At 66.6% G+C, this 23128-nt stretch carries 25 protein-coding genes; 16 read left to right on the top strand and 9 right to left on the bottom strand.

Features of this window, described 5'->3' with window-relative positions; all coding sequences use genetic code 11:
- Positions 1 to 27: 27 nt before the first annotated feature.
- Together H3H37_RS17365 and ftsH are read right to left on the bottom strand one after the other, a co-directional pair.
- Positions 28 to 1302: a putative glycoside hydrolase gene (locus H3H37_RS17365; RefSeq protein ID WP_182164762.1), complete on the bottom strand. Its 1275-nt coding sequence runs from the start codon at positions 1300 to 1302 to the stop codon at positions 28 to 30.
- Positions 1299 to 3245 carry an ATP-dependent zinc metalloprotease FtsH gene (ftsH, locus tag H3H37_RS17360; RefSeq protein WP_375540012.1) on the bottom strand — a complete coding sequence of 649 codons (1947 nt, stop codon included), beginning with the start codon at positions 3243 to 3245 and terminating at the stop codon, positions 1299 to 1301. Before ftsH ends, H3H37_RS17365 begins: the two co-directional genes overlap by 4 nt.
- Positions 3246 to 3541: 296 nt before the next feature.
- Here ftsH and H3H37_RS17355 point away from each other — a divergent pair, with 296 nt between their 5' ends.
- From H3H37_RS17355 to H3H37_RS17330, 6 genes are read left to right on the top strand one after another with little or no spacing between them, the layout of a single operon-like run.
- Positions 3542 to 5044 (top strand): wax ester/triacylglycerol synthase family O-acyltransferase, encoded by a 1503-nt coding sequence (locus tag H3H37_RS17355; RefSeq protein ID WP_182164760.1) that lies wholly within the window; start codon positions 3542 to 3544, stop codon positions 5042 to 5044.
- Positions 5041 to 6015, top strand: coding sequence for an HlyD family secretion protein (locus H3H37_RS17350; RefSeq protein WP_182164758.1), 975 nt, complete (start codon positions 5041 to 5043; stop codon positions 6013 to 6015). The genes H3H37_RS17355 and H3H37_RS17350 overlap by 4 nt, the downstream gene beginning before the upstream one ends.
- The gene (locus tag H3H37_RS17345) at positions 6012 to 6977 is read left to right on the top strand and encodes an ABC transporter ATP-binding protein (RefSeq protein ID WP_229218892.1); all 966 of its coding nucleotides are present in this window, start codon (positions 6012 to 6014) and stop codon (positions 6975 to 6977) included. Before H3H37_RS17350 ends, H3H37_RS17345 begins: the two co-directional genes overlap by 4 nt.
- Positions 6974 to 7957, top strand: a complete 984-nt coding sequence (locus H3H37_RS17340) for an ABC transporter ATP-binding protein (RefSeq protein WP_182164756.1) — start codon at positions 6974 to 6976, stop codon at positions 7955 to 7957. The genes H3H37_RS17345 and H3H37_RS17340 overlap by 4 nt, the downstream gene beginning before the upstream one ends.
- On the top strand, positions 7954 to 9090 hold the full coding sequence (locus H3H37_RS17335; protein ID WP_182164754.1) for an ABC transporter permease: 1137 nt from the start codon (positions 7954 to 7956) through the stop codon (positions 9088 to 9090). Before H3H37_RS17340 ends, H3H37_RS17335 begins: the two co-directional genes overlap by 4 nt.
- A gap of 4 nt (positions 9091 to 9094) precedes the next feature.
- Complete coding sequence (locus tag H3H37_RS17330) at positions 9095 to 10228, top strand: ABC transporter permease (protein ID WP_182164752.1); 1134 nt, start codon at positions 9095 to 9097, stop codon at positions 10226 to 10228.
- A gap of 7 nt (positions 10229 to 10235) precedes the next feature.
- Here H3H37_RS17330 and H3H37_RS17325 read toward each other — a convergent pair whose 3' ends face one another.
- The 4 genes from H3H37_RS17325 to H3H37_RS17310 are packed head-to-tail and all read right to left on the bottom strand — an operon-like array spanning position 10236 to position 12720.
- Positions 10236 to 10673, bottom strand: a complete 438-nt coding sequence (locus H3H37_RS17325) for a universal stress protein (protein ID WP_182164750.1) — start codon at positions 10671 to 10673, stop codon at positions 10236 to 10238.
- A gap of 45 nt (positions 10674 to 10718) precedes the next feature.
- Positions 10719 to 11219 carry a TPM domain-containing protein gene (locus tag H3H37_RS17320; protein WP_182164748.1) on the bottom strand — a complete coding sequence of 167 codons (501 nt, stop codon included), beginning with the start codon at positions 11217 to 11219 and terminating at the stop codon, positions 10719 to 10721.
- A 2-nt stretch (positions 11220 to 11221) separates the two neighbouring features.
- Complete coding sequence (locus H3H37_RS17315; RefSeq protein ID WP_182164746.1) at positions 11222 to 12097, bottom strand: TPM domain-containing protein; 876 nt, start codon at positions 12095 to 12097, stop codon at positions 11222 to 11224.
- Positions 12094 to 12720 (bottom strand): LemA family protein, encoded by a 627-nt coding sequence (locus tag H3H37_RS17310; RefSeq protein ID WP_182164744.1) that lies wholly within the window; start codon positions 12718 to 12720, stop codon positions 12094 to 12096. Before H3H37_RS17310 ends, H3H37_RS17315 begins: the two co-directional genes overlap by 4 nt.
- A 271-nt stretch (positions 12721 to 12991) precedes the next feature.
- Here H3H37_RS17310 and H3H37_RS17305 point away from each other — a divergent pair, with 271 nt between their 5' ends.
- Genes H3H37_RS17305 through H3H37_RS17295 form a run of 3 tightly spaced genes read left to right on the top strand, consistent with a single transcriptional unit; the run spans position 12992 to position 15704 of the window.
- Positions 12992 to 13417, top strand: coding sequence for a hypothetical protein (locus H3H37_RS17305; RefSeq protein ID WP_182164742.1), 426 nt, complete (start codon positions 12992 to 12994; stop codon positions 13415 to 13417).
- Positions 13418 to 13460: 43 nt separating this feature from the next.
- Complete coding sequence (locus tag H3H37_RS17300; RefSeq protein WP_182164740.1) at positions 13461 to 14081, top strand: SagB/ThcOx family dehydrogenase; 621 nt, start codon at positions 13461 to 13463, stop codon at positions 14079 to 14081.
- A gap of 45 nt (positions 14082 to 14126) precedes the next feature.
- Positions 14127 to 15704 (top strand): bifunctional aminoglycoside phosphotransferase/ATP-binding protein, encoded by a 1578-nt coding sequence (locus H3H37_RS17295; protein WP_182164738.1) that lies wholly within the window; start codon positions 14127 to 14129, stop codon positions 15702 to 15704.
- 96 nt (positions 15705 to 15800) lie between these two features.
- Here H3H37_RS17295 and H3H37_RS17290 read toward each other — a convergent pair whose 3' ends face one another.
- Complete coding sequence (locus H3H37_RS17290) at positions 15801 to 16622, bottom strand: helix-turn-helix domain-containing protein (protein ID WP_182164736.1); 822 nt, start codon at positions 16620 to 16622, stop codon at positions 15801 to 15803.
- A 2-nt stretch (positions 16623 to 16624) separates the two neighbouring features.
- Entirely contained in the window at positions 16625 to 17416 is a 792-nt protein-coding gene (locus H3H37_RS17285; RefSeq protein ID WP_182164734.1) for a helix-turn-helix domain-containing protein, read from the bottom strand.
- Positions 17417 to 17794: 378 nt separating this feature from the next.
- Between H3H37_RS17285 and H3H37_RS17280 the strand changes: the two genes are divergently transcribed.
- The 5 genes from H3H37_RS17280 (at position 17795) to H3H37_RS17260 (ending at position 20449) form a co-directional block, all read left to right on the top strand.
- A complete protein-coding gene (locus H3H37_RS17280) occupies positions 17795 to 18175 on the top strand; it encodes a translational machinery protein (protein WP_182164733.1) in 381 nt (126 codons plus the stop codon).
- Positions 18176 to 18254: 79 nt separating this feature from the next.
- Positions 18255 to 18896 (top strand): Clp protease ClpP, encoded by a 642-nt coding sequence (locus H3H37_RS17275; RefSeq protein WP_182164731.1) that lies wholly within the window; start codon positions 18255 to 18257, stop codon positions 18894 to 18896.
- Between the two features lie 454 nt (positions 18897 to 19350).
- Entirely contained in the window at positions 19351 to 19542 is a 192-nt protein-coding gene (locus H3H37_RS17270) for a YgaP family membrane protein (RefSeq protein ID WP_375540011.1), read from the top strand.
- 26 nt (positions 19543 to 19568) lie between these two features.
- Complete coding sequence (locus H3H37_RS17265) at positions 19569 to 19991, top strand: bacteriohemerythrin (RefSeq protein WP_182164729.1); 423 nt, start codon at positions 19569 to 19571, stop codon at positions 19989 to 19991.
- Positions 19992 to 20011: 20 nt separating this feature from the next.
- Complete coding sequence (locus tag H3H37_RS17260; protein WP_182164727.1) at positions 20012 to 20449, top strand: universal stress protein; 438 nt, start codon at positions 20012 to 20014, stop codon at positions 20447 to 20449.
- A 52-nt stretch (positions 20450 to 20501) separates the two neighbouring features.
- Here H3H37_RS17260 and H3H37_RS17255 read toward each other — a convergent pair whose 3' ends face one another.
- Positions 20502 to 20894, bottom strand: coding sequence for a TraR/DksA family transcriptional regulator (locus H3H37_RS17255; RefSeq protein WP_182164725.1), 393 nt, complete (start codon positions 20892 to 20894; stop codon positions 20502 to 20504).
- Positions 20895 to 21190: 296 nt separating this feature from the next.
- On the opposite strand from H3H37_RS17255, the gene H3H37_RS17250 reads away from it, so the two are divergent.
- Complete coding sequence (locus H3H37_RS17250; protein ID WP_182164723.1) at positions 21191 to 22705, top strand: sensor histidine kinase; 1515 nt, start codon at positions 21191 to 21193, stop codon at positions 22703 to 22705.
- A complete protein-coding gene (locus H3H37_RS17245) occupies positions 22702 to 23115 on the top strand; it encodes a response regulator (protein ID WP_182164721.1) in 414 nt (137 codons plus the stop codon). Before H3H37_RS17250 ends, H3H37_RS17245 begins: the two co-directional genes overlap by 4 nt.
- The last annotated feature ends 13 nt before the right edge of the window (positions 23116 to 23128 follow it).

Raw genomic sequence — 23128 nt, 5'->3', positions numbered from 1 at the left:
CCGCCACCAGTTGCTTGAGACGCGTTGTCAGGGCGGGCAGCCGCCGTCGTCGCATGGCAGGCCGTCGCTCCCGTAATGGTTGCGCGGGTTCCACAGCATCCAGCCGTTGCTGCCGGCTGCGCGCGCGGCCTCGATCTGCGCCTGCACTTCGTCGCCGTCGAACTTGCGGCGGTCGAAGGCATAATCCGAGAACTCCTGCAGCCACGGTCGGAACCGCGAGCCGGGCAGGCCGGTGCGCTGCTTGGCCTTTTGCAGCGAGCGGAACACGATGTCGTACGGATGTTCGACCGGGTTTGGCGTGCCGGGCAAGCCCCACGTGAAGCCGGACGGATACAGCATCGGGCATACATAGTCGACGGCCTGCACGAGCAGATTGATGTCCTGGCCGATGGCCGTGTCATCCGGGTTCCACAGCACGTAGCCGAAAATGTCCGCCGCCACGAACACGTTGTACGGCGCCAACCGCTTGCGGGCCGCGTTCAGGAAGCCGGTAATGGCGGCCACGCGGTTGGCCTGGGTGTTGGGCTGGGCGAAGCGCAGGCCGGCCGCATCGGGGAAGCGGACATAATCGAACTGGATCTCGTCGAAACCGAGGCGCGCTGCTTCCTCGGCCACGTCCAGGCTGTAGCGCCAGCCTTCTTCGCGCATCGGGTCCAGCCAGGCCAGGCCTTCCCGGTCATGCCATAGCGCGCCGTCGGCGCCATGCAGCGCCAGTTCGGGGTGGGCCGTCGCCAGCAGGTCGTCCTTGAAGACGACGATGCGTCCGATCAGGTAGATGTTCTTCTGCCGTAGCAGCTTGATCATGGCCGGCATGTCGCTGATCGTGCGTACCTTCTGCGCGCCGATGGTGCTGGCCAGCGGCAGGGCGCTCAGGTAGGGGATCAGGCCACGGTCGCCCTTGACGTCGATCACCAGTGCGTTGAGCGCCGTCTGGTCCTCCAGCTTGAGCGCGGCGTCGCGCAGCGCGCCGCTGCCGATGCCGTAGACGGACAAGTACACGGCCTTGGGCTGGAACGGCGCCAGCGCAATATGCTGCGGCTGCTCCGGCCCGGCCGCCACGGCCACTTGCCTGCGTTCGTAGCCGGGCGCGCGGACGGCCAGCGCGCCGTTCGACAACGGCAGCTGGAAGTGGCCCGACGCATCGGTGCGGGTGGTCTGCGTGCCGGAGGTAACGATGGCACCAGCCAGCGGTGCTTGATCCACCTTGCTGACCACCGAGCCCTCGATGGCCAGTGCAGGGCTGCCGATGGCGAGGAAGGACAGGGCGGCAACGGCAAGCCGGCAGGCGCACCGCCACGTCATTGCAGCAGCGGCGGCGCGCCGCCCGTATCGGCGCCGGCATGGGCGCCATTGCTTTCCAGGAGCGCCGTCAAGGTGGTGCGGTCCACCACCTCCGTCTCCAGCAGCCGTTTGGCCAGCGCATCGAGCACCGGACGGTGCTGCTCCAGCGTGGCGCGCACGCGCGTGCGCGCGTCGGCCAGCAACTGTGTCACTTCGGCGTCGATCATGCGCGCCGTGCGCTCGCTGTAGCCCTTGCGCGCGCCGGGCATGCCGCCCATGCCGTTGTACCAGCCGTTCTGGCCCGCTTGCTCGTACGTGGCCAGGCCTATCCTGCTGCTCATGCCGTACTGGCTCACCATCTGCACGGCCAGTTCCGTGGCCCGTTGCAGATCGTTCTGCGCGCCGGTCGAGACGTCGCCGTACACCAGTTCCTCGGCCACGCGCCCGCCCAGCAGCACGTCCAGCCGTTCCAGCAGTTCGCTGTAGCGCATCAGGTACCGGTCCTCGGTGGGCGTTTGCTGGGTGTAGCCCAGCGCCGCCACGCCGCGCGGAATGATGGAAATCTTGGCCACCCGGTCGGCATGGGGCCGCAGTTCGGCCACCAGCGCATGGCCCGATTCGTGGTAGGCGACGGTTTCCTTTTCGGTCCGGTTCATCACCCGCGTCTTCTTCTCGATGCCGCCCACGATGCGGTCCAGCGCCTGTTCGAAGTCGTTCATGTCGATCTGGTCCTTGTTCGCGTTGGCCGCGTGCAGGGCCGCTTCGTTGACCAGGTTGGCCAGGTCGGCGCCCGCGAAACCGGCTGTGGTGGCGGCCAGCCGTTCCAGGTCCACGTCCGGCCCCAGCTTGACTTGCTTGACGTGCACGCCCAGGATCTGGCGCCGGCCGTTCAGGTCGGGCCGGTCCAGCGCGATGTGGCGGTCGAAGCGGCCGGGCCGCAGCAGGGCCGGGTCCAGCACTTCCGGGCGGTTGGTGGCGGCCATGATGATGACGCCTGTGTTGGCGTCGAAACCATCCATCTCCACCAGCAACTGATTGAGGGTCTGCTCGTGTTCCTGGTGGCCGCCCATGGAGGCCAGGCCGCGCGCCTTGCCTAGCGCATCCAGTTCGTCGATGAAGATGATGCAGGGCGCTTGTTGCTGCGCCTGTTCGAACAGGCTGCGCACGCGTGCCGCGCCCACGCCGACGAACATTTCCACGAACTCGGACCCGCCGATGGAGAAGAACGGCACGCCCGCCTCGCCGGCTACCGCCTTGGCCAGCAGCGTCTTGCCCGTGCCCGGCGCGCCCACGATCAGCACACCCTTGGGGATGCGGCCGCCCAGGCGCCGGTAACGCTCGGGGTGTTTGAGGAATTCCACGATCAGCATCAGCTCATCGCGCGCCTCGTCGATGCCGGCGATATCCTTGAAGGTGACGCCGGTATCCTTTTGCATGTAGACGCGGGCCTTGCTCTTGCCGACCTCCATCAAGCCGCCGATGCCGCCGCCGGCCGGCATGGCCAGGCGCCAGAACAACAGCAACAGCAGGCCAGGGGCCAGCCATGACAGCAGCATGGGCAGCCGGCTTTCCTCCTCGGCGGTGTAGCTCACATGCGACGCTTCCAGGTCCTTCACGAGGTCGGGGTCGGTCACGCGCAAGGTGGTGAAGCCGGGATGGGTCTTGGTGGCCGCGCGCAGGGCGTTGGACCGTTCCTCGGTCAATGGCGGGGCGAGCGACCCGTCCGCCAGCGCGCCACTGACCTGCCGTTCGCTGACCGACAGGTCATGCACCTTGCCCGCGTGGAGCAGCGCCTTGAATTCGCTGTACGGGACCGGCACGCCGGGCGGCGCGTTGCCAAACAATAGCCACAGCGACATGGCCAGCAGGCCGATGGCCCAGTACCACGACGCGCGCGGGATGCGGTTGGGGTTGGGGTTGGCGGGGGAGGGCAAGGGCGGGCGATTAGGTGGCTGGTCGGTCACATTCATTTCCTGAGTGTCAAGCGTTGTCTACCTGTCGAAGTTAGTGTATCCGCAAGCGGCGCAAACTGACGCAAATCATGCGCAGCGTGATGAAAATTGTTGTGTTGGTAAGATATCCTGCTATTTGTGTATTTGATACAGGTCAATGCAATATCATTTTCATCAGTCCACCATGTGCGGATGACTTGACAAGACCGGAACCCAAAAATGGAGCCGGCCCAACCCAGCCACGAGGAGAGATGCGATGACGGATCAACCATGCAACGGCCTCGCGGCCGCCACGCGGATGCAGCGCCATGGTCACTGAACGCGAACCGCTGTCGGTGGTCGATCATGCCTGGCTGCGCATGGACCGTCCGACCAACCTGATGATGATCTGCGGCCTGATGACCTTCGCGGGGCGCCTGGACCTGGCGCGGCTCAAGGCCCTGGTGCGCACGCGCATGCTGTGCTTCCACCGCTTCCGCCAGCGCGTGGGCTGGGAGGGCGGCGATGCCTACTGGGAGACTGACCCCGGCTTCGATCTGGACTGGCACGTGCGCCAACTGGCCCTGCCGCGCGGCGCCGGCCAGCGCGGCCTGGACAAGCTGGCCGGAGAGCTGGTCAGCACGGCCCTCGACCCCAGCAAGCCAATGTGGCAAATGCACCTGATCGACATCGACGCCAATCACAGCGCGTTGATGCTGCGCATCCACCACTGCTACGGCGACGGCTTCGCCCTGTCGCACGTGATGGGCGCGTTGACCGACAACAGCGCGACCCACCACGCGCTGCCGTCGCCGGACCTGGACGGCACGCCGCCGCCACGGGCCGCGTGGGAAAAGGTGCTGGGCCAGGTGACGGAACTGGCCGGCGATGGCGTGCGCCTGGCCCGCACGGCTTACGGCCTGGCGGCCGACTGGAGCGGCCATCCCGACCGCGCGCTGGCGGCGGCCCGGCGCGGCATCGACCTGGCCACGGAGCTGGGCGTGATCGCCACCATGGAGCCGGATTGTCCCACCCGCTACAAGGGCCCGTTGGGCGTGATGAAGCGGGTCGCCTGCGCCCGCCCGCTGGCGCTGGAGGAGGTCAAGGCCGTGGCCAGCGCCTTGTCGTGCTCCGTCAATGATGTGTTGTTGTCGTGCGTGGCGGCCGCCCTGCGCGGCTACCTGCTGGACCAGGACGATCCCGTGGACGGCGTGGAAGTGCGGGCGCTGGTGCCCGTCAACCTGCGCCCACCCGGCCCGGTGCAGGAACTGGGCAACCATTTCGGCCTCGTGTTCCTCGATCTGCCGCTGGGCGAGGCCGATGCCTTGCGCCGCACCAGGGCCGTGCATGAACGGATGGAGGCGCTCAAGCATTCGCAACAGGCGACGGTGGCGCTGGGCATCCTGGCCTGCATGGGCGCCGCCCCCGACGGGCTGCGCGAAACGCTGGTGCAGGCGCTGGCCGCCAACGCCAGCGCCGTCGTCACCAACGTGCGCGGCGCACCGGAGGCGCGCTACATGGCGGGCCAGCGCATCGAGCGGCAGGTGTTCTGGGTGCCGCAATCGGGTGGCATCGGCCTGGGCATCAGCATCCTCAGTTATGCGGGCCAGGTCAACCTCGGCGTGGTGGCGGACGTGCAGCGCGTGCCCGATCCCGAAGTGCTGGCCAAGCACATGGTGACGGAATTCGAAGCGCTGCTGCTGCGCTGCCTGACCATGCCGTGGCCGGCGCGCTTCGCTGCCGACGTAGGCAAGGCTTCCGTGACCGCGACGCCACGGCGCAAGCGCAGCACCGCGAAAACATCCCGTCCCGGAGCAGAACCTATTCCATGAATAAGAAAAAACTGACGATCGCCAGCGGCGCCGTATTGGCGCTGTCGGCCCTGTATTTCAGCGGCGTGCTGCCGCAATGGCACCGCGAAGCGCCGTCGCAGACCATCCACCTGTCGGGCAATATCGAAGCCCATGAGAGCGTGCTCAGCTTTAATGGTTTGCAGGCGCGCGTGGTGCAACTGCCGTTCAACGAGGGCCAGTGGGTGGCCAAGGGCACGGTGCTGGCCGTGGTGGACCAGCAGGAGTTGAACCAGCAGGTGGCGGTGGCGGCGGCCGGCGTGGCCGTGCAGCGCAGCCAGCTCGATATGGCGCTGGAAAACGTGGCCGCCAGCCGTAAGACGGTGGAGGCCGACGTCGCCACCGTGGCCCAGCGCAAGCTGGACCTGGAACGCAGCCAGGCCTTGCAGCATCAGGGCTTCCTGGCGACGGCGGCACTCGATAACGCGGCCACGGCGCTCAAGCAGGCGCGCGCCCAGCTTGACCGCGACCGCGCGCTGGAGGTGGTGGCGCAACGCAGCGTCAAGGTGGCGCAGGCCGGCGTCCACAGTGGCGAACAGACGGAACAACTGAGCCGCATCATGGCCAGCTATGCCACGCTGGCCGCGCCGTTCGACGGCGTGGTGCTCACGCGCCAGGCGGAACTGGGCGAGGTGGTGGCGCCCGGCACGCCCGTCATTACGCTGGCCGACCTCGATCACGTGTGGCTGCGGGCCTACCTGAACGAGACCGACCTGGGCCGCGTGCGCCTGGGGCAGGAGGTGGCCATCACCAGCGACAGCTTCCCCGGCCAGCGTTTCAGCGGCAAGCTGTCGTTCATCGCGGCCAAGGCGGAATTCACGCCGCGCAGCGTGGAAACCCATGCCGAGCGCGTCACGCTGGTGTACCGCGTGAAGATCGACATCGACAACCGCGACCGCAAGTTCGTGCCCGGCATGCCGGCCGATGCCGTGCTGGCGGCGGCCCGGCCATGATGGAGCCGACCGGCCAAGGGACGTCACCGCCGCCGCTGGCGCTTGATGTGCGCGGCGTGAGCAAGCGTTTCGGTTCGCTGACGGCCGTGGACAACGTCAGCTTCTCCGTGCGCCAGGGCGAGATCTTCGGCCTGGTGGGCCCCGACGGCGCCGGCAAGACCACCACCATGCGCATGCTGGCCAGCGTGATGCGGGCCGACGCCGGCGCGATCCGCATCGACGAGGTGGACGTGGTGGCCGATCCCGAACGCACCAAGCGCCACGTCAGCTACATGCCGCAGCGCTTTGGGCTGTACGACGACCTGACGGTGGACGAGAATATCCGCTTCTTCGCCGACCTGTTCGACGTGCCGCGCAAGCTGTGGGAGGAGCGCGCGGTGCAATTGCTGACGGCCTCGCGCATGCTGCCTTTCCGCCAGCGCCTGGCAGGGCAGCTTTCGGGCGGCATGAAGCAGAAGCTGGGCCTCACGTGCGCGCTGGTGCACGCGCCCCGCGTGCTGCTGCTGGACGAACCGACCACCGGCGTCGATCCCGTGTCGCGGCGCGAGTTCTGGCAAATCCTGTATTCGCTGCGCGCCACCGGCGTGGCCATGGTGATCTCCACCGCCTACCTGGACGAGGCCGAACGCTGCGACCGGCTGGCCCTGTTCGATGAGGGCAGCATGATGTACTGCGACACGCCGCAGCAGCTCAAGCGCGAGCTGCCAGGCGCCATCGTGCGCGTGGCGAGCGCGCGGCCGCGCGAGGCGGCGGCGGCCATCGAGCCCGTGGCCGGCGTGCGCGGCGTGCTGCTGGTGGGCGACGGGGTGCACGTGCACGTCGACGACGCCGAGGCCAGCCGCGCGCCGCTGGCGCAGGCCTTGCAGGCGGCCGGTGTGTCCGCCGGCCCGGTGGAGACCATCGAGCCCACCATCGAAGACCTGTTCGTGGCCCTGCTCGAACGCAAGCACAAGGCGGCATGATGGACGCGCAGCCAGCCATCGAAGTGGACCGCCTGAGCAAGCATTTCGGCGCGTTCCGGGCGCTCGATGAGGTCAGCTTCAACGTGGGTCGGGGCGAGATCATGGGCTTCCTCGGCCCTAACGGCGCCGGCAAGTCGACGTTGATCCGCGTGCTGTGCGGCCTGCTGCGCCCCAGCGGCGGGCGGGCCGTGGTCGATGGCATCGACATCGCCAGGGACCCGGAAGCCGTGCGTCAGCGCATCGGCTACATGTCGCAGAAGTTCTCGCTGTACGGTGACTTGAGCGTGACGGAAAACCTGCGCTTTTTCGGCGGCATCTACGGCGTGGCGCGCAACGCGATCGAGGAAAGGGTGGCCTACGCGGTGCGCATGGCGGGCCTGGAGGGCAGGGAGGACGCGCTGGTCACCACCCTGGCCGGCGGCTGGAAGCAGCGGCTGGCGCTCGGTTGCGCCATCCTGCACCGGCCGCGCGTGCTGTTCCTGGACGAACCGACGTCCGGCGTCGATCCCGGCTCGCGGCGCCGGTTCTGGAACCTGATCCACGACCTGAGCGCGGATGGCGTGAGCGTGCTGGTCTCCACCCACTACATGGACGAGGCGGAGTACTGCATGCGCATCGCCATGATCGAATCGGGCAAGCTGGTCGCGCTGGGCACGCCCCACGAACTGAAGCAGCAGTCGATCGGCGGCGCGCTGTTGGAACTGGCGTGCCCTGATCCCGGCGCCGCCCTGGAACTGCTGGCAGATGCGCCCGGCGTGCATGATGCGGCCGTATTCGGCAACGCGCTGCACCTGCTGGTCGATGATGCGGAACGCGACGGCGCCGCCATCGTCGCCTTGCTGGCGCAGCACGGCCAGCCGGACGCGCGCTGGCGCGCCATCGAACCGGGCATGGAGGACATGTTCGTGCACCTGGTGCGCCAGTCGCGCCAGCGCAACGGCAAGGCGCCTGCGGGAGCGCCTGCGGGAGCGACGTCGTGAAGCTGCGCCGCATCGCCGCCATCGCCCGCAAGGAGAGCTTGCAGGTGCTGCGCGATCCGCGCAGCCTGATGATCGCCTTGCTGCTGCCGTTGATGCAGATGTTTATGCTCGGCTACGGCGTCAATCTGGACGTGGACGCCATCCCCATCTGCGCGTTCGATCAGGAAGGCAGCCAGCAAAGCCATGACCTGCTGGCCCGCTTCGCCAGTTCGCGCTATTTCCAGCCGCCCGTGACGGCCACCAGCCATGCCGAGGTGACGCGCGGCCTGGACGCGCGCGTCTGCACGGTGGCGCTGGTGATCCCGTCTGGCTTCACGCGCAACCTGGCCGACCAGGGCGCGGCCACGGTGCAGTTGCTGGTTGATGGCACCGACTCGAACACGGCAAACATCGCCGCCAACTACGCGCGGCTGGTGGTGGGCGGCTACGCCAGCGAAGTGCAGTTGAAGGCCATCCAGCGCCAGGGCGGCCGCATCCAGACCCAGACCCCGGTGCTGGTGCAGGCCCGCGTGTGGTTCAACGAGGAGCTTGAAAGCCGCAACTTCATCATCCCCGGCGTGGTGGCGCTGGTGATGGCCATCGTCGGCGCCCAACTGACCTCGCTCACCATCGCCCGCGAGTGGGAACGGGGCACGATGGAACTGCTGGTGTCCACCCCGGTCAAGCCGATGGAACTCATGATCGGCAAGCTGGCGCCGTATTTCGTGCTGGGCATGCTGGACGCCGCCATCTGCCTGGCGCTGGCGGTGGGCTGGTTCGAGGTGCCGTTCCGGGGCACCATCGTCACCCTGATGCTGACCACGGCGCTGTTCCTGACGGTGGTGCTGTGCATCGGTTATTGCGTGTCCGTCGCGCTGCGCAGCCAGGTGGGGGCCAGCCAGGTGGCGCTGGTGCTGACCATGCTGCCCACCACGCTGCTGTCGGGCTTTTCCTTCCCCATCGACCAGATGCCGGCCGTGGTGCGCGACGTCACCTACCTGGTCAGCGCGCGCTACTACGTCACCATCCTCAAGGCCGTGTTCCTCAAGGGTTCCACGCTGGCCGAACTGGCCGTGCCGGTGGCCTGCCTGGCGGTCTACGCCATCGCGCTGGTGGTGCTGGCCGCGCGCGCCTTCCGCAAGACTTTGGATTGAGCCCATGCTGAGACGGATCGCCCAACTGCTGATCAAGGAGTTCCTGCAACTGAAGCGGGACAAGTCGGCCCGTTTCCGCTTGCTGATTCCCCCCATGATACAGATGCTGTTGTTCGGCTACGCGGCCACGTTCGAAGTGTTCAACGTGTCCACCGCCATGCTGGACCAGGACCACACGCCGGAAAGCCGCGCGCTGGTGGCCGCCTTCGTCCACAGCAGCCGCTTCGAACTGACCACCGTGGCCACCACGCGGGCCGAAGCCGAGCAGGCCGTGGCCAGCAGTTCGGCCCAGGTGGCCATCGTGCTGCCACCCGGCTTCGCGGAGCTGCTGCGCAAGGGCCAGAGCGCGCCGCTGCAAGTGCTGCTCGATGGGACCAACTCCAACACGGCGCTGATCGCGCTGGGCTATGTGAACGACATCGCCACCACGTTCGGACAAAGCATGGCGCTGGAGCTGGCCCAGCGCACCGGCCACGCGCTGGCGCGGCCGCTGGTGCACGTGGATGTGGCCCAGCGCTATTGGTACAACCCCAACCTGAACAGCCGCTGGTTCTTCGTGCCCGGCGTGATCGGCACGCTGACCCTGATCACCATCGTCAACCTGACGGCGTTCGCCATCGTGCGCGAGCGCGAGGTGGGCACGTTGGAGCAGCTACTGGTGACGCCGATCCGTCCCGCCGAATTCATTCTCGGGAAGACGCTGCCGTTCTTCCTGATCGGCCTGGTGGAGGTGGCGCTGGTGGCGGGTGTGGGCATGTTCTGGTTCCACATCCCGTTCGTCGGCAATCCGCTGCTGCTGTTCGCCGCCACCTGTCTGTTCCTGATCAGCATCCTGTCGATCGGGCTGTTCATCTCCACCATCTGCACCACGCAGCAGCAGGCGTTCGCGTCCAATTTCTTTGTGCTCAACCCGATGTTCATCTTGTCGGGCTTCAGCTTCCCGATCGCCAGCATGCCCCATTTCCTGCAGTGGCTCACGCTGCTCGACCCGCTGCGCTACTACCTGGTGATCATCCGCGGCACCTTCCTCAAGGGCGTGGGGCTGGACGTGCTGTGGCCCCAGATGGCGGCGCTGGCCGCCATCGGCGTAGTGCTGCTGACCATCTCCGTGCTGCGTTTCCGCAAGGCGCTCGACTGAGCAGGGACTAGCGGTAGACCAGCACCGGCACCGGGCTGTGGGTGGTCACGAGGCGGGTCTGGCTGCCCAGCAGCAGCTGGCCCACGCCGCGCCGGCCGTGGGTGGCCATGCAGATCAGGTCGCAGTGGTACAGTTCGGCGGCCTTGAGGATCTCCTCGTAGGGACTGAACGAATCGACCACGTGGACGGTGCAGGGCACGCCCGCTTCGGCCGCGTCGTCGGCCACGCGCTGGGCCGCCTGCTGCGCTTCTGCCAGCATCTGCTTGCCGTAGGCTTCCACGTCCAGCACCGCACCGAATTCCGCATACGGCGAATAAGGATAGGACTGCCAGACGGCCAGCACCTCCACTTTGGCGCCGCAATCGCGGGCGAATTCGATGGCGGCGTGGGCGGCGCGCTCCGACAATTCGGAACCGTCGGTGGGAACAAGGATGGTGGTGAACATGATGGTCTTCGCTTTGCTTGTGGTTGAAAAAGGAGATGGCCGCCGTTACAGCACGACCACCTTGTCGGGTAATTCGTTGGGCCGCCCGGGAACGGGCGGGTAGTGGCGGGCCAGCATGCGCGTGACCATGCGCAGCGCGCTCACGGCGCCGCGCTGGTAGCTGCCGTGGCCGAACGCGCGCTGCATGCGGCGGCACACGCGGTCCCAGTGCGGGGCGCCGGCCAGCGCGTGCACGCCGCGGTCGGCCACGATCTCCACGGCGTGGTCGGCCAGCAGCAGGTAAATCAGGACGCCATTACGCTCGCTGGTGTCCCACATGCGCAGTGAGGCAAACAAGTCGATCGCGCGGTCGCGGGCAGTCGTGCCTTGCCATAGCGCGGGCAGGGGCAGGGCGGCTTCCACGGCGAAGCGCACTTCCCCGCCATGCAGCCGCTCGCTGGCGCGGATTTCCCGCTCGATGGCGTGCAGCGTGGCCGCCGAAAAGGCGCGCCGCAAGGTCCAGCGGGGCGTGCACAGATGGCGCAGCATGCGCTTCAGGGTGGCCATCGCTACCACCTGCCGGAGGCGCCGCCGCCGCCAAAGCCGCCGCCACCGCCGCCGAAGCCGCCACCACCGCCACCACCACCACCACCGAAACCGCCGCCACCGCCAAAGCCGCCGAACGGCCCGCCGTAGCGCCGGCCGGGCAGGCCGCGCATGCCGCCCAGCAGGGTCGAGATCAAGGCCGCCAGGCCGACCAGCAGCGCGGCCGGCAGCGTGGCCAGCACAGCCCAGGCCAGCCAGCCGCTGACGCCGGCGGCCACCAGCGCGCCGGGGAAGCGGCCCAGCAGTGCACGCAGCGTGGCGCCGATGGCCAGCGCGGCCACCAGCAGGGCTGGCAGGGACAGCGAGGCGTCAGCCAGCTCGCCGTCGCGCGCGGGCGGCGGCGCGGGCAGCGGTTCGCCATCCACCACGGCCATCATGGCGTTGGTGCCGGCCACCAGCCCGCCATAGAAGTCACCCTGGCGGAAGTAGGGGGTGATGATGTCGCTCACGATGCGCTTGCTCACGGCATCGTTAAGCGCCCCTTCCAGCCCGTAGCCGACTTCGATGCGCAGCGCCCGGTCGTCCTTGGCCACCAGCAGCAGCGCCCCATCATCGACCTTCTTGCGTCCGAGCTTGGCCTGTTCGGCGGCCTTGAGCGCGTATTGTTCGATGCTGTCGGGCGCGGTGCTGTTGACCATCAGGACCGCGATCTGGCTGCCTTTGCGCGTTTCGAAGTCGCGCAAGGTCGCCTCCAGCGTGGCCGTCTGCTGGGCGCTGAGCGTGCCGGTGAGGTCGGTCACGCGGGCCGTCAGCGCAGGCGCGGCCAGCGCACTGGCGCTACCGAGTGCCAGCCCGGCCAGCCAGGCCAACCAGCACAGCAGGCGCGCCATCCACCTCATTTTGAGGCCTCGGGCGTGGCGGGCGCGCTGGAAGGCTGGTCGAACTGCACGCGCGGCGGGACGGCGATGGCGTTCGGGTTCTCCACCGAAAAGCTGGGTTTGACGTCGAACGAAAACATGCGGGCCGTGAGATTGGACGGGAAGGTGCGCACCGTCGTGTTGTATTGCTGGACCGCCGCGATGTAGCGGTTGCGCGCGACCGTGATGCGGTTCTCCGTGCCCTCAAGTTGCGCTTGCAGGTCGCGGAAATTGGCGTCCGCCTTCAATTGCGGGTAGTTCTCGGAGACGGCCAGCAGGCGCGTCAGTGCGCCGTGCAGGTCGTTCTGGGCGCGCTGGAAATTGGCCAGCGCGGCCGGATCGCTCAGTGTTGCCGGGCTCACCTGCAGCGCGCCGACCTGCGCGCGGGCCTGGGTGACGGCCGTCAGCACGTCCTTCTCGTGGCTGGCGTAGCCGCGCACCGTGTTGACCAGGTTGGGGATCAGGTCGGCCCGACGCTGGTACTGGTTCAGCACTTCGGACCACGATGCCTTGATCTGCTCATCCTCTGTTTGCAGCGTGTTGTAGCCGCAGCCGCCCAGCAAGGACAGCAGCGACAGCATTCCCAGCAATTTCAATAGCTTCATACCCGGCTTCATACCCTGCCTCCCGTGGATGGATGGGCTGGCGCCCTTAGCTTGCACTATGGTCGTTTGGGCAATCAAAATCTTTGATTTGTATCAAAACCGTAGCACAAGCTTGTGCTGCTGGTCGCCGCCTTCGTGCTGCCGGCCCCGGCCGTTATTTGATCGGGAGTATTGACTTCGATCAAACAACGGACGTGATAAAAAATAACATGCGCGCTACTGTGGGCGGGTCGGCGCGAATGCGCGCGGACTCACCATGAAGGAGCGTACCATGCTAGTCAACATGCGCAGCTTGACCCTGTCGTTGCTGGTGGCCTTGTCGGCCACCGTTGGCGCCGTGCCGGCCATGGCGGCGGATGGGGAGAACGTGCCGTTCCTGAACGGCGGCGTGGGCGAGGACCAGCAGCAGGAAATGTTGGCCGTCCGCAAGGACTACAATCTGCTGCTCACGTTCGCCTCGCGCGGCAGCGGCGAATTCGTGGCCGACGTGCACCTGACCGTCACCGACCATGCGGGCAAGACCATCCTGCAATTGAAGGGCGCCGGCCCCCTGGTGTACGCGCGCGTGGCGCCCGGCAATTACAAGGTGGAAGCAATGGCGCGCGGCGTCACGCAAACCCAGGCTGCGACGGTCGGCAAGCAAGGCCCGCGCGACCTGTATTTCTACTGGGCGCCGGAAGCGCCGGCCGCGCAATGACCAGTAAGCGCAGTCAGCACCGCACCACGCCACGGAGGATGCCATGAATAAGCCCCATGAAACCCAGGCCCCGCTGCAGTTGATCGCCCCGTCGTCACTGGAGCTCGATGCCGACATCACGCCGCTGAGCATGTCGCTGATGGAAGTGCTGCGCCAGCGCAAGTCCAGCCGCGAATTCAGCACGCGCCCGCTGTCGATCTACAAACTGTCGCGGCTGCTCTGGTGCGCGTTCGGCATTAACCGCGAGGAGGGCAGCCACCGTACGGCGCCGTCGGCCAAGGATGCGCAGGAAATCGACATCTACGTGGCCCTGGCCAGCGGCCTGTATCGTTTTGATCCGCACCAGCTGGTGCTGGCGCCCGTGCTGGCCGACGATATCCGGGCCGACACCGGCTGGCAGGATTTTGTCGGCGGCGCGCCCGTCAACCTGATCTACGTGGCCAACCTGGAGCGCATGAGCGCCGCCTCGCGCGTGGAACAGAAGTTCTATGCCGCGCTGGACACCGGCTTCATCAGCCAGAACGTCTACCTGTTCTGCGCCGCCGAAGGGCTGGCCACGGTGACGCGCGGCTGGGTGGACCGGCCCGCGCTGGCCAAACGCATGGGGCTGGGCCCTGGGCAGCGCATCGTGCTGGCCCAGACGGTCGGCTATCCGCGCGAATGAGGCTGGCGCCGTGCCGGCCGCCGTCGGAAAACATGAGGAAGTGCAATGAATGACCGTTCCGACCTGGCCCAGCAAGCTTCGCTGGTGCAGCGGCTGGCCAGCGTCCTGGGGGCGCAGGGACAGCCATGCCAGTTGTTCGAGACCCACATCTCATGGGTGCTCGTCACGCCAGACTATGCGTACAAGATCAAGAAGGCCGTCAAGTTCGACGTGCTCGATTACAGCACGCTGTATGCGCGCCACCGGCTGTGCGAGGAGGAACTGCGGCTGAACCGGCGCCTGGCGCCTGGCATCTACCTGGACCTCGTGCCGATTACGGGCAGTTTCGCGCAGCCGGTGATCGGTGGCGACGGCGCGCGCATCGAATATGCGGTGCGCATGCATGCATTCCCCCAAGAGGCGCTGTGGACCTGGCGGCTGGAGCACGGCCAGTTGGGCGCGGCCGAGGTCGAGTCGCTGGCCGACAAGCTGGCTGCGAGCCACGCCGGCGCGGCAGTGGCGCCGGCCGGCACGCCCTGGGGCGGCGCCCGCTTCGTCGACAGGGCCGCGCGCCAGGATCTGGCGACCGTGGAAACGCTGGCGGGCACGGGTGAAATGCGTACCCAGGCCCATTTGCTGACGGTGTGGCAATCGACCCAGGACCGGGTGCTGGACCTGATCGCGCAGCGCAAGGCCCAGGGCTTTGTGCGTGAATGCCATGGCGACCTGCATTGCGGCAACATCCTCACCCTGGACGGCAAGGTCGAGGTGTTCGACTGCATCGAATTCAACGATGACCTGCGCTGGACCGACGTGATCGACGACCTGGCCTTCGCCGTCATGGACTTGCGCTTCCACGGCCAGTCCGGGCTGGCGGCCGTTCTGCTGGAGCGGTATCTGGAAGCGAGCGGTGACTACTCGGGCCTGGCCGTGCTGGGCTACTACCTGACCATGCGGGCCGTGGTGCGGGCCAAAGTCTGCCTGTTGCGGGCGCGCGCGCTGTCGGGCGCGGCGGCGGACGAACAGGCGGCGCTGGCACGCCGCTACCTCGACTTCGCAGCCGCTTCCGTCCAGCCGGGCAAGCCGCCGCTGGTGATCGCCCACGGCTATTCCGGCAGCGGCAAGACGTATTTCTCGGGCCGGCTGGCGCGGGCGCTGGGGGGTATCCGCATCCGCTCCGACGTCGAGCGCAAGCGCTTGCACGGGTTGCCGCCCAGCGCCCGCATGGCGGCGCCGGCCGGGGCCGGCATCTATTCGGAAGACAGTACCCGCGCCACCTACGCGCGGCTGCTGGAACTGGCGCGCTACGGCCTGCGGGCCGGCTTGCCGGTGGTGGTGGACGCATCCTTCCTGCAGCGCTGGCAGCGCGAGCCGTTCGAGCGCATTGCCCGCGAACGCGGCGCCGAGTTCCGCATACTGCACCTGCGGGCCGCCGCGCGCACCCTGCGTGCACGGCTGGCGCAGCGCGTGCGCGACGGGCGCGACGCCTCCGACGCGGGGCCGGAACTATTGGCGCGCCAGGCCGCCATCAGTGAAAAGCTCGGTACCCGGGAACGGCCGCTGACGTGCCTGATCAATACGGAATCGGCCGAGGCCGACAACGCGGTGGCGGCGCTGGCGGCGTCGTTGCGCGCGGCCGGTTAAGCGACGCGCCCCGCGCCGGCATGGCCAGCGGCGGGGGGCGGGTAGCAGGTGGCCGGGTTATGCCGACTGCGCCGGCGGCGGCGCCGGGGCGGCCGCTCAGGCCAGTTGCAGCACGGGGCTGGCGGGCACCCGCGCGACGACGGCCGGTGCCGGGTGGGGCGTGCCGGTGGCGATGCGGGTCAGCATGGCCTGGTCGAGGATGATGATGTTGCGGCGCACGGCCTTGATGCAGCCCTGGCCCTTGAAGTTGCAGATCAGGCGGCTGATGGTGGCGGCCGTCAAGCCCAGGAAGTCACCGATCTCCTGGCGCGACATGGGCAACTGGAACAGGTTGGGCGCGCTGCCCCGGGCCGCGTAGCAGCGCGACATGCGCAGCAGGAAGTTGGCGAACTTCTGGTCGGCGTGGCCATTGCGCAGCAGCAGCGTCGTATCCTGCTGGCGCGCCAGTTCCTTGCTCAGCAGGTTGTGGAACAGTTGCGACAGCGGCTCCATGCGCTGGGCCGCGTCGGCCAGCCGGTGGTAGGAGAACTCGCACACTTCGGCGTTGGTCAGGGCCACGGCGCTGCCGCGGTGCACGTGCAGGCCGATGGCGTCCAGGCCGAGGAATTCGCCGCTCATGTGGAAGCCCGTGACGCGCTGTTCGCCTTCCGGGGTCAGGTGGTAGGTCTTGAACTGGCCGCTGCGGATCGCGTACAGGTGGTCGCTCAGCGGTTCGTTCATCTGGTACAGGTGCTCACCGCGCACCAGTTGCACGCGGCGTTCGACCAGCTGGTCGATGGCGGCGCAATAAGTGTCGTTCATGCCGGTGGGCAGGCAGTGCGTGCGCGCGGGGCAGTTGCCGCAATTGGCGGGCTGGGCGGCGTTGCGCGCCAGGGGCGAGCCGGAGGTGAAGCGGTTCATGATGGCATGCCTTTCCATGATTAGAGCTCCCCTCTGGGCAGGGGCAAGGTCTGCGGCATCGCGTCGAGCGTCGCGCCGGGCGCGCCGCCGGCGTTGGCGGCCAGCTGCTTGAGGGCGATCGCATCGACCAGCGTGACGTCGCGTCCGGTAACGTTGATCAGGTTCTGGTCCTTGAACTGGAACATCAGCCGGCTCACGCTTTCGGGCGTCAGGCCCAGGAAGTCGGCGATGTCGCGGCGCGACATGGCCAGCCGGAAACGGGCCGGCGAGAAGCCGCGCACGCCGTAGCGCCACGACAGGTTGAGCAGGAAGGCCGCCAGCCGCTGCTCGGCGCGGGTATTGCGCAGCAGCAGGGCCACGTTCTGCTCGTCCGTGATTTCCTTGCTCAGGATGCTGTGGAAGAAGGGCAGCAGCGGCTTCATGCTGCCGCACGAGATTTCGCACACCTCGCTGTCTTCCAGCGCCACGGCGGTGCAGTTATGCTGTTGCAGGCCGATGGCGTCCAGCGCCAGGAATTCGGCGCTCATCTGGAAGCCCGTGATACGGGGCTGGCCGGCCGCGTCGGCCCGGTAGTTCTTGAAGCTGCCGTAGCGGATGGCGTAAAAGCGGTTGCCGACCAGGTCGCCGGCCTTGTAGAGATTGCTGTCGCGGGCCACCTTGATGCGGCGGCCGACCAGCTTGTCGACGTTGCGGTGGTCGGTGGCGCCGGCTGGCAGACACAGCTGGCGGGCGCGGCACGACGAGCATTCAACGGGAGCGGAAAAGCGGGCGGCATCACGGGTGCCATGGCCAGCGGAAAGATAGTTTAACAAGTTCGCCTCGCGTCAAAAGTGGCTGGGCCGGTGGGGCGCACAGCGGGGTTGTTCAGGGCGCCGCGGGGATGGGCGGCGGGTGCGGCAAATCTGCCAGCTGATTCCGGCCTGGTGGCCGGGCAAATTTGCGCTGTCGACAGGTTCATGGTCGTAGCGGAGCGCTGCATCATGCTTGGTTAGCAGCATCAATATCAATATACGCGAAGCAATGTGCAAATTTGCTTGATCTGGATCAAAGAACCTGAACTTAGCCGTGGTAGGCGACGTATGGTTACCACCATCTTTGTCGTTAGGGAAAGATTTGATCTAGGTCAATGATTTTTGGCTTTCTGGCGCTCATAGTGGTTTGCATCAACACCTCACCCCAGGAGAAACCGTATGTCGTTCCAACACGCAGTGGCATGGATAGATCATGCTGAAGCCCACGTCATCCACTTCAATCCCGAAACGTCGACCACGGCCGTGATCCGTTCGCACGCCGGCAATCCCCACCTGCATACCAAGGCCGCCGGCGGCACGGGCCGCGCGGCCGAGAACGCCCAGTATTTCGACGCGGTGGCCGACGATTTGAAACAGGTGGCGGAAATCCTGCTGGTCGGCCCCGGCACCGAGAAGCTGGAACTGATGAAGCACCTGCTCAAGCATCAACCAGCCATCGCCGAGCGCGTGATGAGCGTGGAGACGGTGGACCATCCGACGGACGGCCAACTGCTCAAGCATGCGCGCAAGTATTTCCTACGCGCTGACAAGATGCTCTGAACCCCCTCGCCGGCGCGGCGCCGTTGGCGGCCGCGCCATCCCACCCATGCTCAACGGAAGCCATTCCACGGGAGTCGACATGAGCAGCCACACACCGAGCGCGCAGGACCCGGAACAGGACGACCTCGAACCGTTCGTGTTCCAGGGCTTGACCCGCTACGAGCGCCAGACCCAGATCCGGCAGATATCGTATTACCTGTCGGGTGCGATCCAGCAATCGTGCTATTACACGGAGTTGTTCCACACGCTGCGCACGGCCAGCGACGTGGACCTCATCTATTTGCACCTGAATACCTCGGGCGGCGACTTCGACACGGGCTTGCAGATCATTAACAACATGCAAGCCTCGAACGCCCACGTGATCACCGTGCTGGAGGCGCGCGCCTATTCGATGGGCGCCTTCATCTTCCTGGCCGGCGACGAATTGCTGGTGCATGACAACTGCCAGCTGCTGTTCCACATCTACTCGGGTGTGTTCACCGGCAAGGGCAATGAACAGCAGGCCGAATCGCTGGCCCTGAGCAACTGGTTCGAGAAATTCATGACGCGCACCTGCCAGCCTTTCCTGTCGGCCACGGAGATCAAGAACATCCTCAAGGGTTCCGACCTGTGGATGGACTCGGACGAGATCCAGCGCCGGCTGGCCCGCCTGCAGCGCGAACGGAACAAGGCCAGCCTGCCGCGCAAGCTCAAGGCGGCCGCCGATGCTGCAAAGGGCTGAGGGCTGCGCTGCGACCTGTGTCAAATCAATCGGGCGCGCAAAATTGGCGGGCGCGCCGGGCACCATCCAGTAAGCTGGAACGAAGCCGCAAACCATGTAGGGGAAGCACGACAGGAAACAATCGGCAAATCCATGACACGTCCTGGCCGGAAAGGCCGATAACGATGTGAGCCGCTGGCGCCAATACTGAAATCGCGGGACATCGGGGCCCGCCCATCAGTCAGCGAGGTCATCATGGAAACGCAACAACAGCCAGCGCCGGCGCCAGGCGCACCGGAACCGCAACCAGCGGCCGCCCCATGGCCGCAGCCGGTGACGACTAGCGCAGCACGCGTGCGGGAACTGCTGGGCTGGCGGCTGATACCCGCCAACATGGGGGCATGGGATGGGCGCTAGCCGCACGCGCCGCCCGTGGCCTTGAACTTTGACGAGTTTTATCGAGAAACGGGAGGATATGATGCAAGCGAACGTAGGAAACATCGACCGTGTGATCCGCATCCTGGCGGGCCTGTTGTTGATTGGCGGCGCACTGACCGGCGCCATCGGGGCTTGGGGCTGGATAGGTGTGGTGCCCTTGTTGACGGGTATCTTCCGGTTCTGCCCGGCTTACCTGCCGTTCCACTGGAACACCTGCGAGAAGAAGTGAGCGGGGCCGCCATGACAGGAATGAGCATGGAAGAACCGGTCTGGACGCCGGACATGGCGCTCGGCGTGCCACTGATGGATGATGCGCACCAGGCACTGGTCCAGCAGATCAGCGCCCTGCAGCAGATGCCCGACGAGGGCGACTTCGACGCCGGCCTGGCGCGCCTGACCGAGGCGCTGGAGGCCGATTTCCGCGCCGAGGAAGAGTTGATGGAAGCGATCAGCTATCCGGCCATCCGCAGCCACCGCGAGCAGCACGCGCGCGTGCTGGCCACCTTGCACAGCCTGGCGGACGGCGACCACGCGTCGCGGCGCCGGGCCGTCGAGTTGTTGTTGCCCTGGTTCCACGTCCATCTGGAAACGGCTGACACGGCGCTGGCGGCGGCCTTGCAGGTGGCCGATGTGCGCTTCGACACGGGCCCGGCGCCGGCCGCCGGTAAGCCGGCCTGAACCTGGCCGGGGAGGGCGCCATGTTCAAGCACATCCTGCTGGCTACCGACGGCTCGCCCGCCTCGCGCGCGATGGTGGGCAAATGCATGCGGCTGGCCTCCGAAACCGGGGCCTGCGTGACCGGTATCCACGTGTTGCCGCCGATGCACAACATCGGCATGCAGACGGCCATGCTGCGCGACAACCGCGCGGAGGAGCAGGAACACAATGTGGAAATGGCGCGCCGCTACCTGCACGAGGTGCTGGAGGCGGCGCGTGGCTACGGCGTCACGTGCGACACCCTGTACGTGGTGCATGAACAGCCTTATGAAGCCATCATCGAGCACGCCAAATTGTATGGATGCGACCTGATCTGCGTCGGCTCCCATGGCCGCAAGGGCGCGCGCAGCTTCCTGCTCGGTGGGGAAACCCAGAAAATCCTGACCTTCAGCCCGGTTCCGGTGCTGGTCTACCGCTAAAGCGGCTTATCTCAACCAGCCCATCTAACGCAGCTTATCTCACCCGGCTGATTTAACCCAGCTTGCGCATGCGGTGCGGCTGGCGTTCCAGTTCTTCCTGGCAAGCAAGGCACATCAGGGCGCCCGGCTGCGCCCGCAGCCGGTCGAGCGCGATCGGCACGCCGCAGGCGGCGCAATGGCCGTAGGTGTCGGCGGCGATGCGGCCGATGGCCAGGTCGATGGCGCGCAGTTCGGCCAGTTCATGGCTCAACTGGGCCACATCATAGTCGGCCAGCTGGCTGGACGTGGCGGCGTCGTCGAGCGACGCGAAATAGTTGAACAGGGCCATTTCCACTTCGTCGTCCGCCTGGTGCAGGCGCTGGCGCAACGCGGCGATCAGCTCCTGGCGGCGCTGGCGCAGGCGTTCGCCCAGATCCGCCAGATCGGTGGCCAGCAGCTCGCTCATGGCGCGCTCCGGTGAGCAGTGGCGGCGAATGTGGATGGCATGGTGCTTCCTTCGAGGTGGGTGCGGCTTTACAATGGCGCTCAGGGAGACCGTCACCCGAAACGGGGACCGGTTCTATATGCTCAATTTAACTGTGAACTTGCAGCGCGTCACTGACCCGAGTTGATCTAGGTCAAAATTGCGTGGAATCGAACGCTGCGCAAAAGTGGCCAGCGGGATTTAACTTCCGGTGGCTAGGAATGTTGCGGTCATGGTATTGTTGCAAGTTGATGTAGTCTGCCACCAGGAACAAGTCGTTGAAAAACCTCGTCATAGAAGGACAGAGTCTGGAATGGCTGCTCGTTGCGGCCACCGACCCCATGCTGATCGTCGACCGCGAAGGCCGCATTGTACTGGCCAACCCGGCGCTGGAGCGCTTGTTCGGGCATAGCCAGGAAAGCTTGCTGGGCCAGTCGCTGGAAATGCTGGTGCCGCAGCGCTACCGGGCCCACCATGGCGCCTTGCGGGCCGATTTCTTCAGCGAACCGCGTCCGCGCGCCATGGGTGCCGGCGCCGAATTGCTGGGCCTGCACGCCGACGGCCGCGAATTTCCCGTCGAGGTCAGCCTGTCGCCGCTGCGCACGGCCCAGGACTTGCCGCTGGTGCTGGCCACCATCCACGACATCAGCAGCCGCCGCGCGGCCGAAATGGCGCTGCAGGAGAGCGAGGCGCGCATGCGCGCCATCTTCGAGACGGCCGTGGACGCCATCATCACCATCGATGAGCGCGGCCGGCTGGAGCGCCTGAACCCGGCCGCCGAGCGCCTGTTCGGCTACACCGAGGCGGAAGTGGCGGGCCAGAACGTGTCCATCCTGATGCCGGAGCCGCACCGCAGCCAGCACGACCATTATCTGGCCCACTACCTGGGCACGGGCGAGAAGAAGATCATCGGCAAGGGCCGCGAAGTGGAGGGCATGCGCAAGGATGGCTCGCTGTTCCCCATGGACCTGGCCGTGGCCGAGATGCGCCTGGGCGAGCGCCGCATGTTCACCGGCATGGTGCGCGACATCAGCGACCGTAAGCTGAACGAGGAAAAGAACCGCCTGCTGCTGCAGGAGCTGAGCAGCGCCAACGAGGAGCTGACCAACTTCGCCTATGTCGTCTCGCACGACTTGAAGGCCCCGCTGCGCGGCATCGGCTCGCTGGCCGACTGGCTGGCCACCGACTACGCCGAGCAGTTCAACGACGAGGGCCGCGAGCACATGCGCCTGCTGATCAACCGTGTGCACCGCATGAGCAGCCTGATCGACGGCATCCTCCAGTATTCGCGCGTGGGCCGGGTCAAGGAAGCGCTGCTGCCGGTCGATCTGAACCGCTTGCTGGCCGACGTGGTCGACCTGCTGGCGCCGCCGCCCCACATCCGGGTCACGGTGGCGCCCGACATGCCGACCATCGTGACGGAGCCGACCCGCATCCAGCAGGTGTTCCACAACCTCATTTCCAACGCCATCAATTATATGAACAAGGAGCAGGGCGAGGTCGAGGTCGGCGTGAGCGACGCCGGCCGCTACTGGCGCTTCCACGTGCGCGACAACGGCCCCGGCATCGAGGCCCGCCATTTCGAACGCATCTTCCAGCTATTCCAGACGCTGGCCTCGCGCGACCGCGTCGAGAGCACGGGCGTGGGCCTGGCGCTGGTCAAGAAGATCGTCGAGATGTACCACGGCCAGGTCGGGCTGGAATCGACCGTCGGCGCCGGCACCACCTTCTGGTTCACGCTGCCCAAGACGGGCCAGCGCAACGCATACACAACAGGAGCCGTAATTAAATGAAAATCAACAACAAGCCAATCTTGCTGGTGGAAGACGACCACGTGGACGTGATGACGATCCTGCGTGCGCTCAAGGAGATTCACGTCGTCAACCCCGTGGTCAGCATGGAGAATGGCGAGGCGGCGCTCGATTACCTGCGCAACCCGGGCAACGAGCGCCCCTGCATCATCCTGCTGGACTTGAACATGCCCATCATGAATGGCATCGAATTCCTGCAGATGATCAAGCACGACGCCGACCTCAAGCGCATCCCCGTGATCGTGCTCACCACCTCCGAGGAGCAACAGGACAAGGTGCACAGCTTCGACCTGGGCGTGGCCGGCTACATGGCCAAGCCGGTTGACTACCGCCGTTTCGTGGAAATGATGCGCTCGATCGACCTGTACTGGACCATCAGTGAAATGCCTTGACGGCGCGGGGCGG

The organism is Rugamonas brunnea, assembly GCF_014042345.1.
GTDB lineage: Bacteria > Pseudomonadota > Gammaproteobacteria > Burkholderiales > Burkholderiaceae_D > Rugamonas > Rugamonas brunnea.
This window is presented reverse-complemented; position numbering and strand designations above follow the sequence as displayed.

Bases quoted from the DNA above. Each gene is read 5' to 3' on its own strand.
- H3H37_RS17310 (WP_182164744.1), bottom strand. From the start codon at position 12,720: ATGAAGCTATTGAAATTGCTGGGAATGCTGTCGCTGCTGTCCTTGCTG.
- H3H37_RS17295 (WP_182164738.1), top strand. From the start codon at position 14,127: ATGAATGACCGTTCCGACCTGGCCCAGCAAGCTTCGCTGGTGCAGCGG.
- H3H37_RS17325 (WP_182164750.1), bottom strand. From the start codon at position 10,673: ATGTTCACCACCATCCTTGTTCCCACCGACGGTTCCGAATTGTCGGAG.
- H3H37_RS17320 (WP_182164748.1), bottom strand. From the start codon at position 11,219: ATGGCCACCCTGAAGCGCATGCTGCGCCATCTGTGCACGCCCCGCTGG.
- H3H37_RS17290 (WP_182164736.1), bottom strand. From the start codon at position 16,622: ATGGAAAGGCATGCCATCATGAACCGCTTCACCTCCGGCTCGCCCCTG.
- H3H37_RS17350 (WP_182164758.1), top strand. From the start codon at position 5,041: ATGAATAAGAAAAAACTGACGATCGCCAGCGGCGCCGTATTGGCGCTG.
- H3H37_RS17330 (WP_182164752.1), top strand. From the start codon at position 9,095: ATGCTGAGACGGATCGCCCAACTGCTGATCAAGGAGTTCCTGCAACTG.
- H3H37_RS17255 (WP_182164725.1), bottom strand. From the start codon at position 20,894: ATGAGCGAGCTGCTGGCCACCGATCTGGCGGATCTGGGCGAACGCCTG.
- H3H37_RS17245 (WP_182164721.1), top strand. From the start codon at position 22,702: ATGAAAATCAACAACAAGCCAATCTTGCTGGTGGAAGACGACCACGTG.
- H3H37_RS17340 (WP_182164756.1), top strand. From the start codon at position 6,974: ATGATGGACGCGCAGCCAGCCATCGAAGTGGACCGCCTGAGCAAGCAT.
- H3H37_RS17260 (WP_182164727.1), top strand. From the start codon at position 20,012: ATGTTCAAGCACATCCTGCTGGCTACCGACGGCTCGCCCGCCTCGCGC.
- H3H37_RS17300 (WP_182164740.1), top strand. From the start codon at position 13,461: ATGAATAAGCCCCATGAAACCCAGGCCCCGCTGCAGTTGATCGCCCCG.
- H3H37_RS17270 (WP_375540011.1), top strand. From the start codon at position 19,351: ATGATGCAAGCGAACGTAGGAAACATCGACCGTGTGATCCGCATCCTG.
- H3H37_RS17355 (WP_182164760.1), top strand. From the start codon at position 3,542: ATGGTCACTGAACGCGAACCGCTGTCGGTGGTCGATCATGCCTGGCTG.
- H3H37_RS17365 (WP_182164762.1), bottom strand. From the start codon at position 1,302: ATGACGTGGCGGTGCGCCTGCCGGCTTGCCGTTGCCGCCCTGTCCTTC.
- H3H37_RS17345 (WP_229218892.1), top strand. From the start codon at position 6,012: ATGATGGAGCCGACCGGCCAAGGGACGTCACCGCCGCCGCTGGCGCTT.
- H3H37_RS17315 (WP_182164746.1), bottom strand. From the start codon at position 12,097: ATGAGGTGGATGGCGCGCCTGCTGTGCTGGTTGGCCTGGCTGGCCGGG.
- H3H37_RS17280 (WP_182164733.1), top strand. From the start codon at position 17,795: ATGTCGTTCCAACACGCAGTGGCATGGATAGATCATGCTGAAGCCCAC.
- H3H37_RS17265 (WP_182164729.1), top strand. From the start codon at position 19,569: ATGGAAGAACCGGTCTGGACGCCGGACATGGCGCTCGGCGTGCCACTG.
- H3H37_RS17275 (WP_182164731.1), top strand. From the start codon at position 18,255: ATGAGCAGCCACACACCGAGCGCGCAGGACCCGGAACAGGACGACCTC.
- H3H37_RS17305 (WP_182164742.1), top strand. From the start codon at position 12,992: ATGCTAGTCAACATGCGCAGCTTGACCCTGTCGTTGCTGGTGGCCTTG.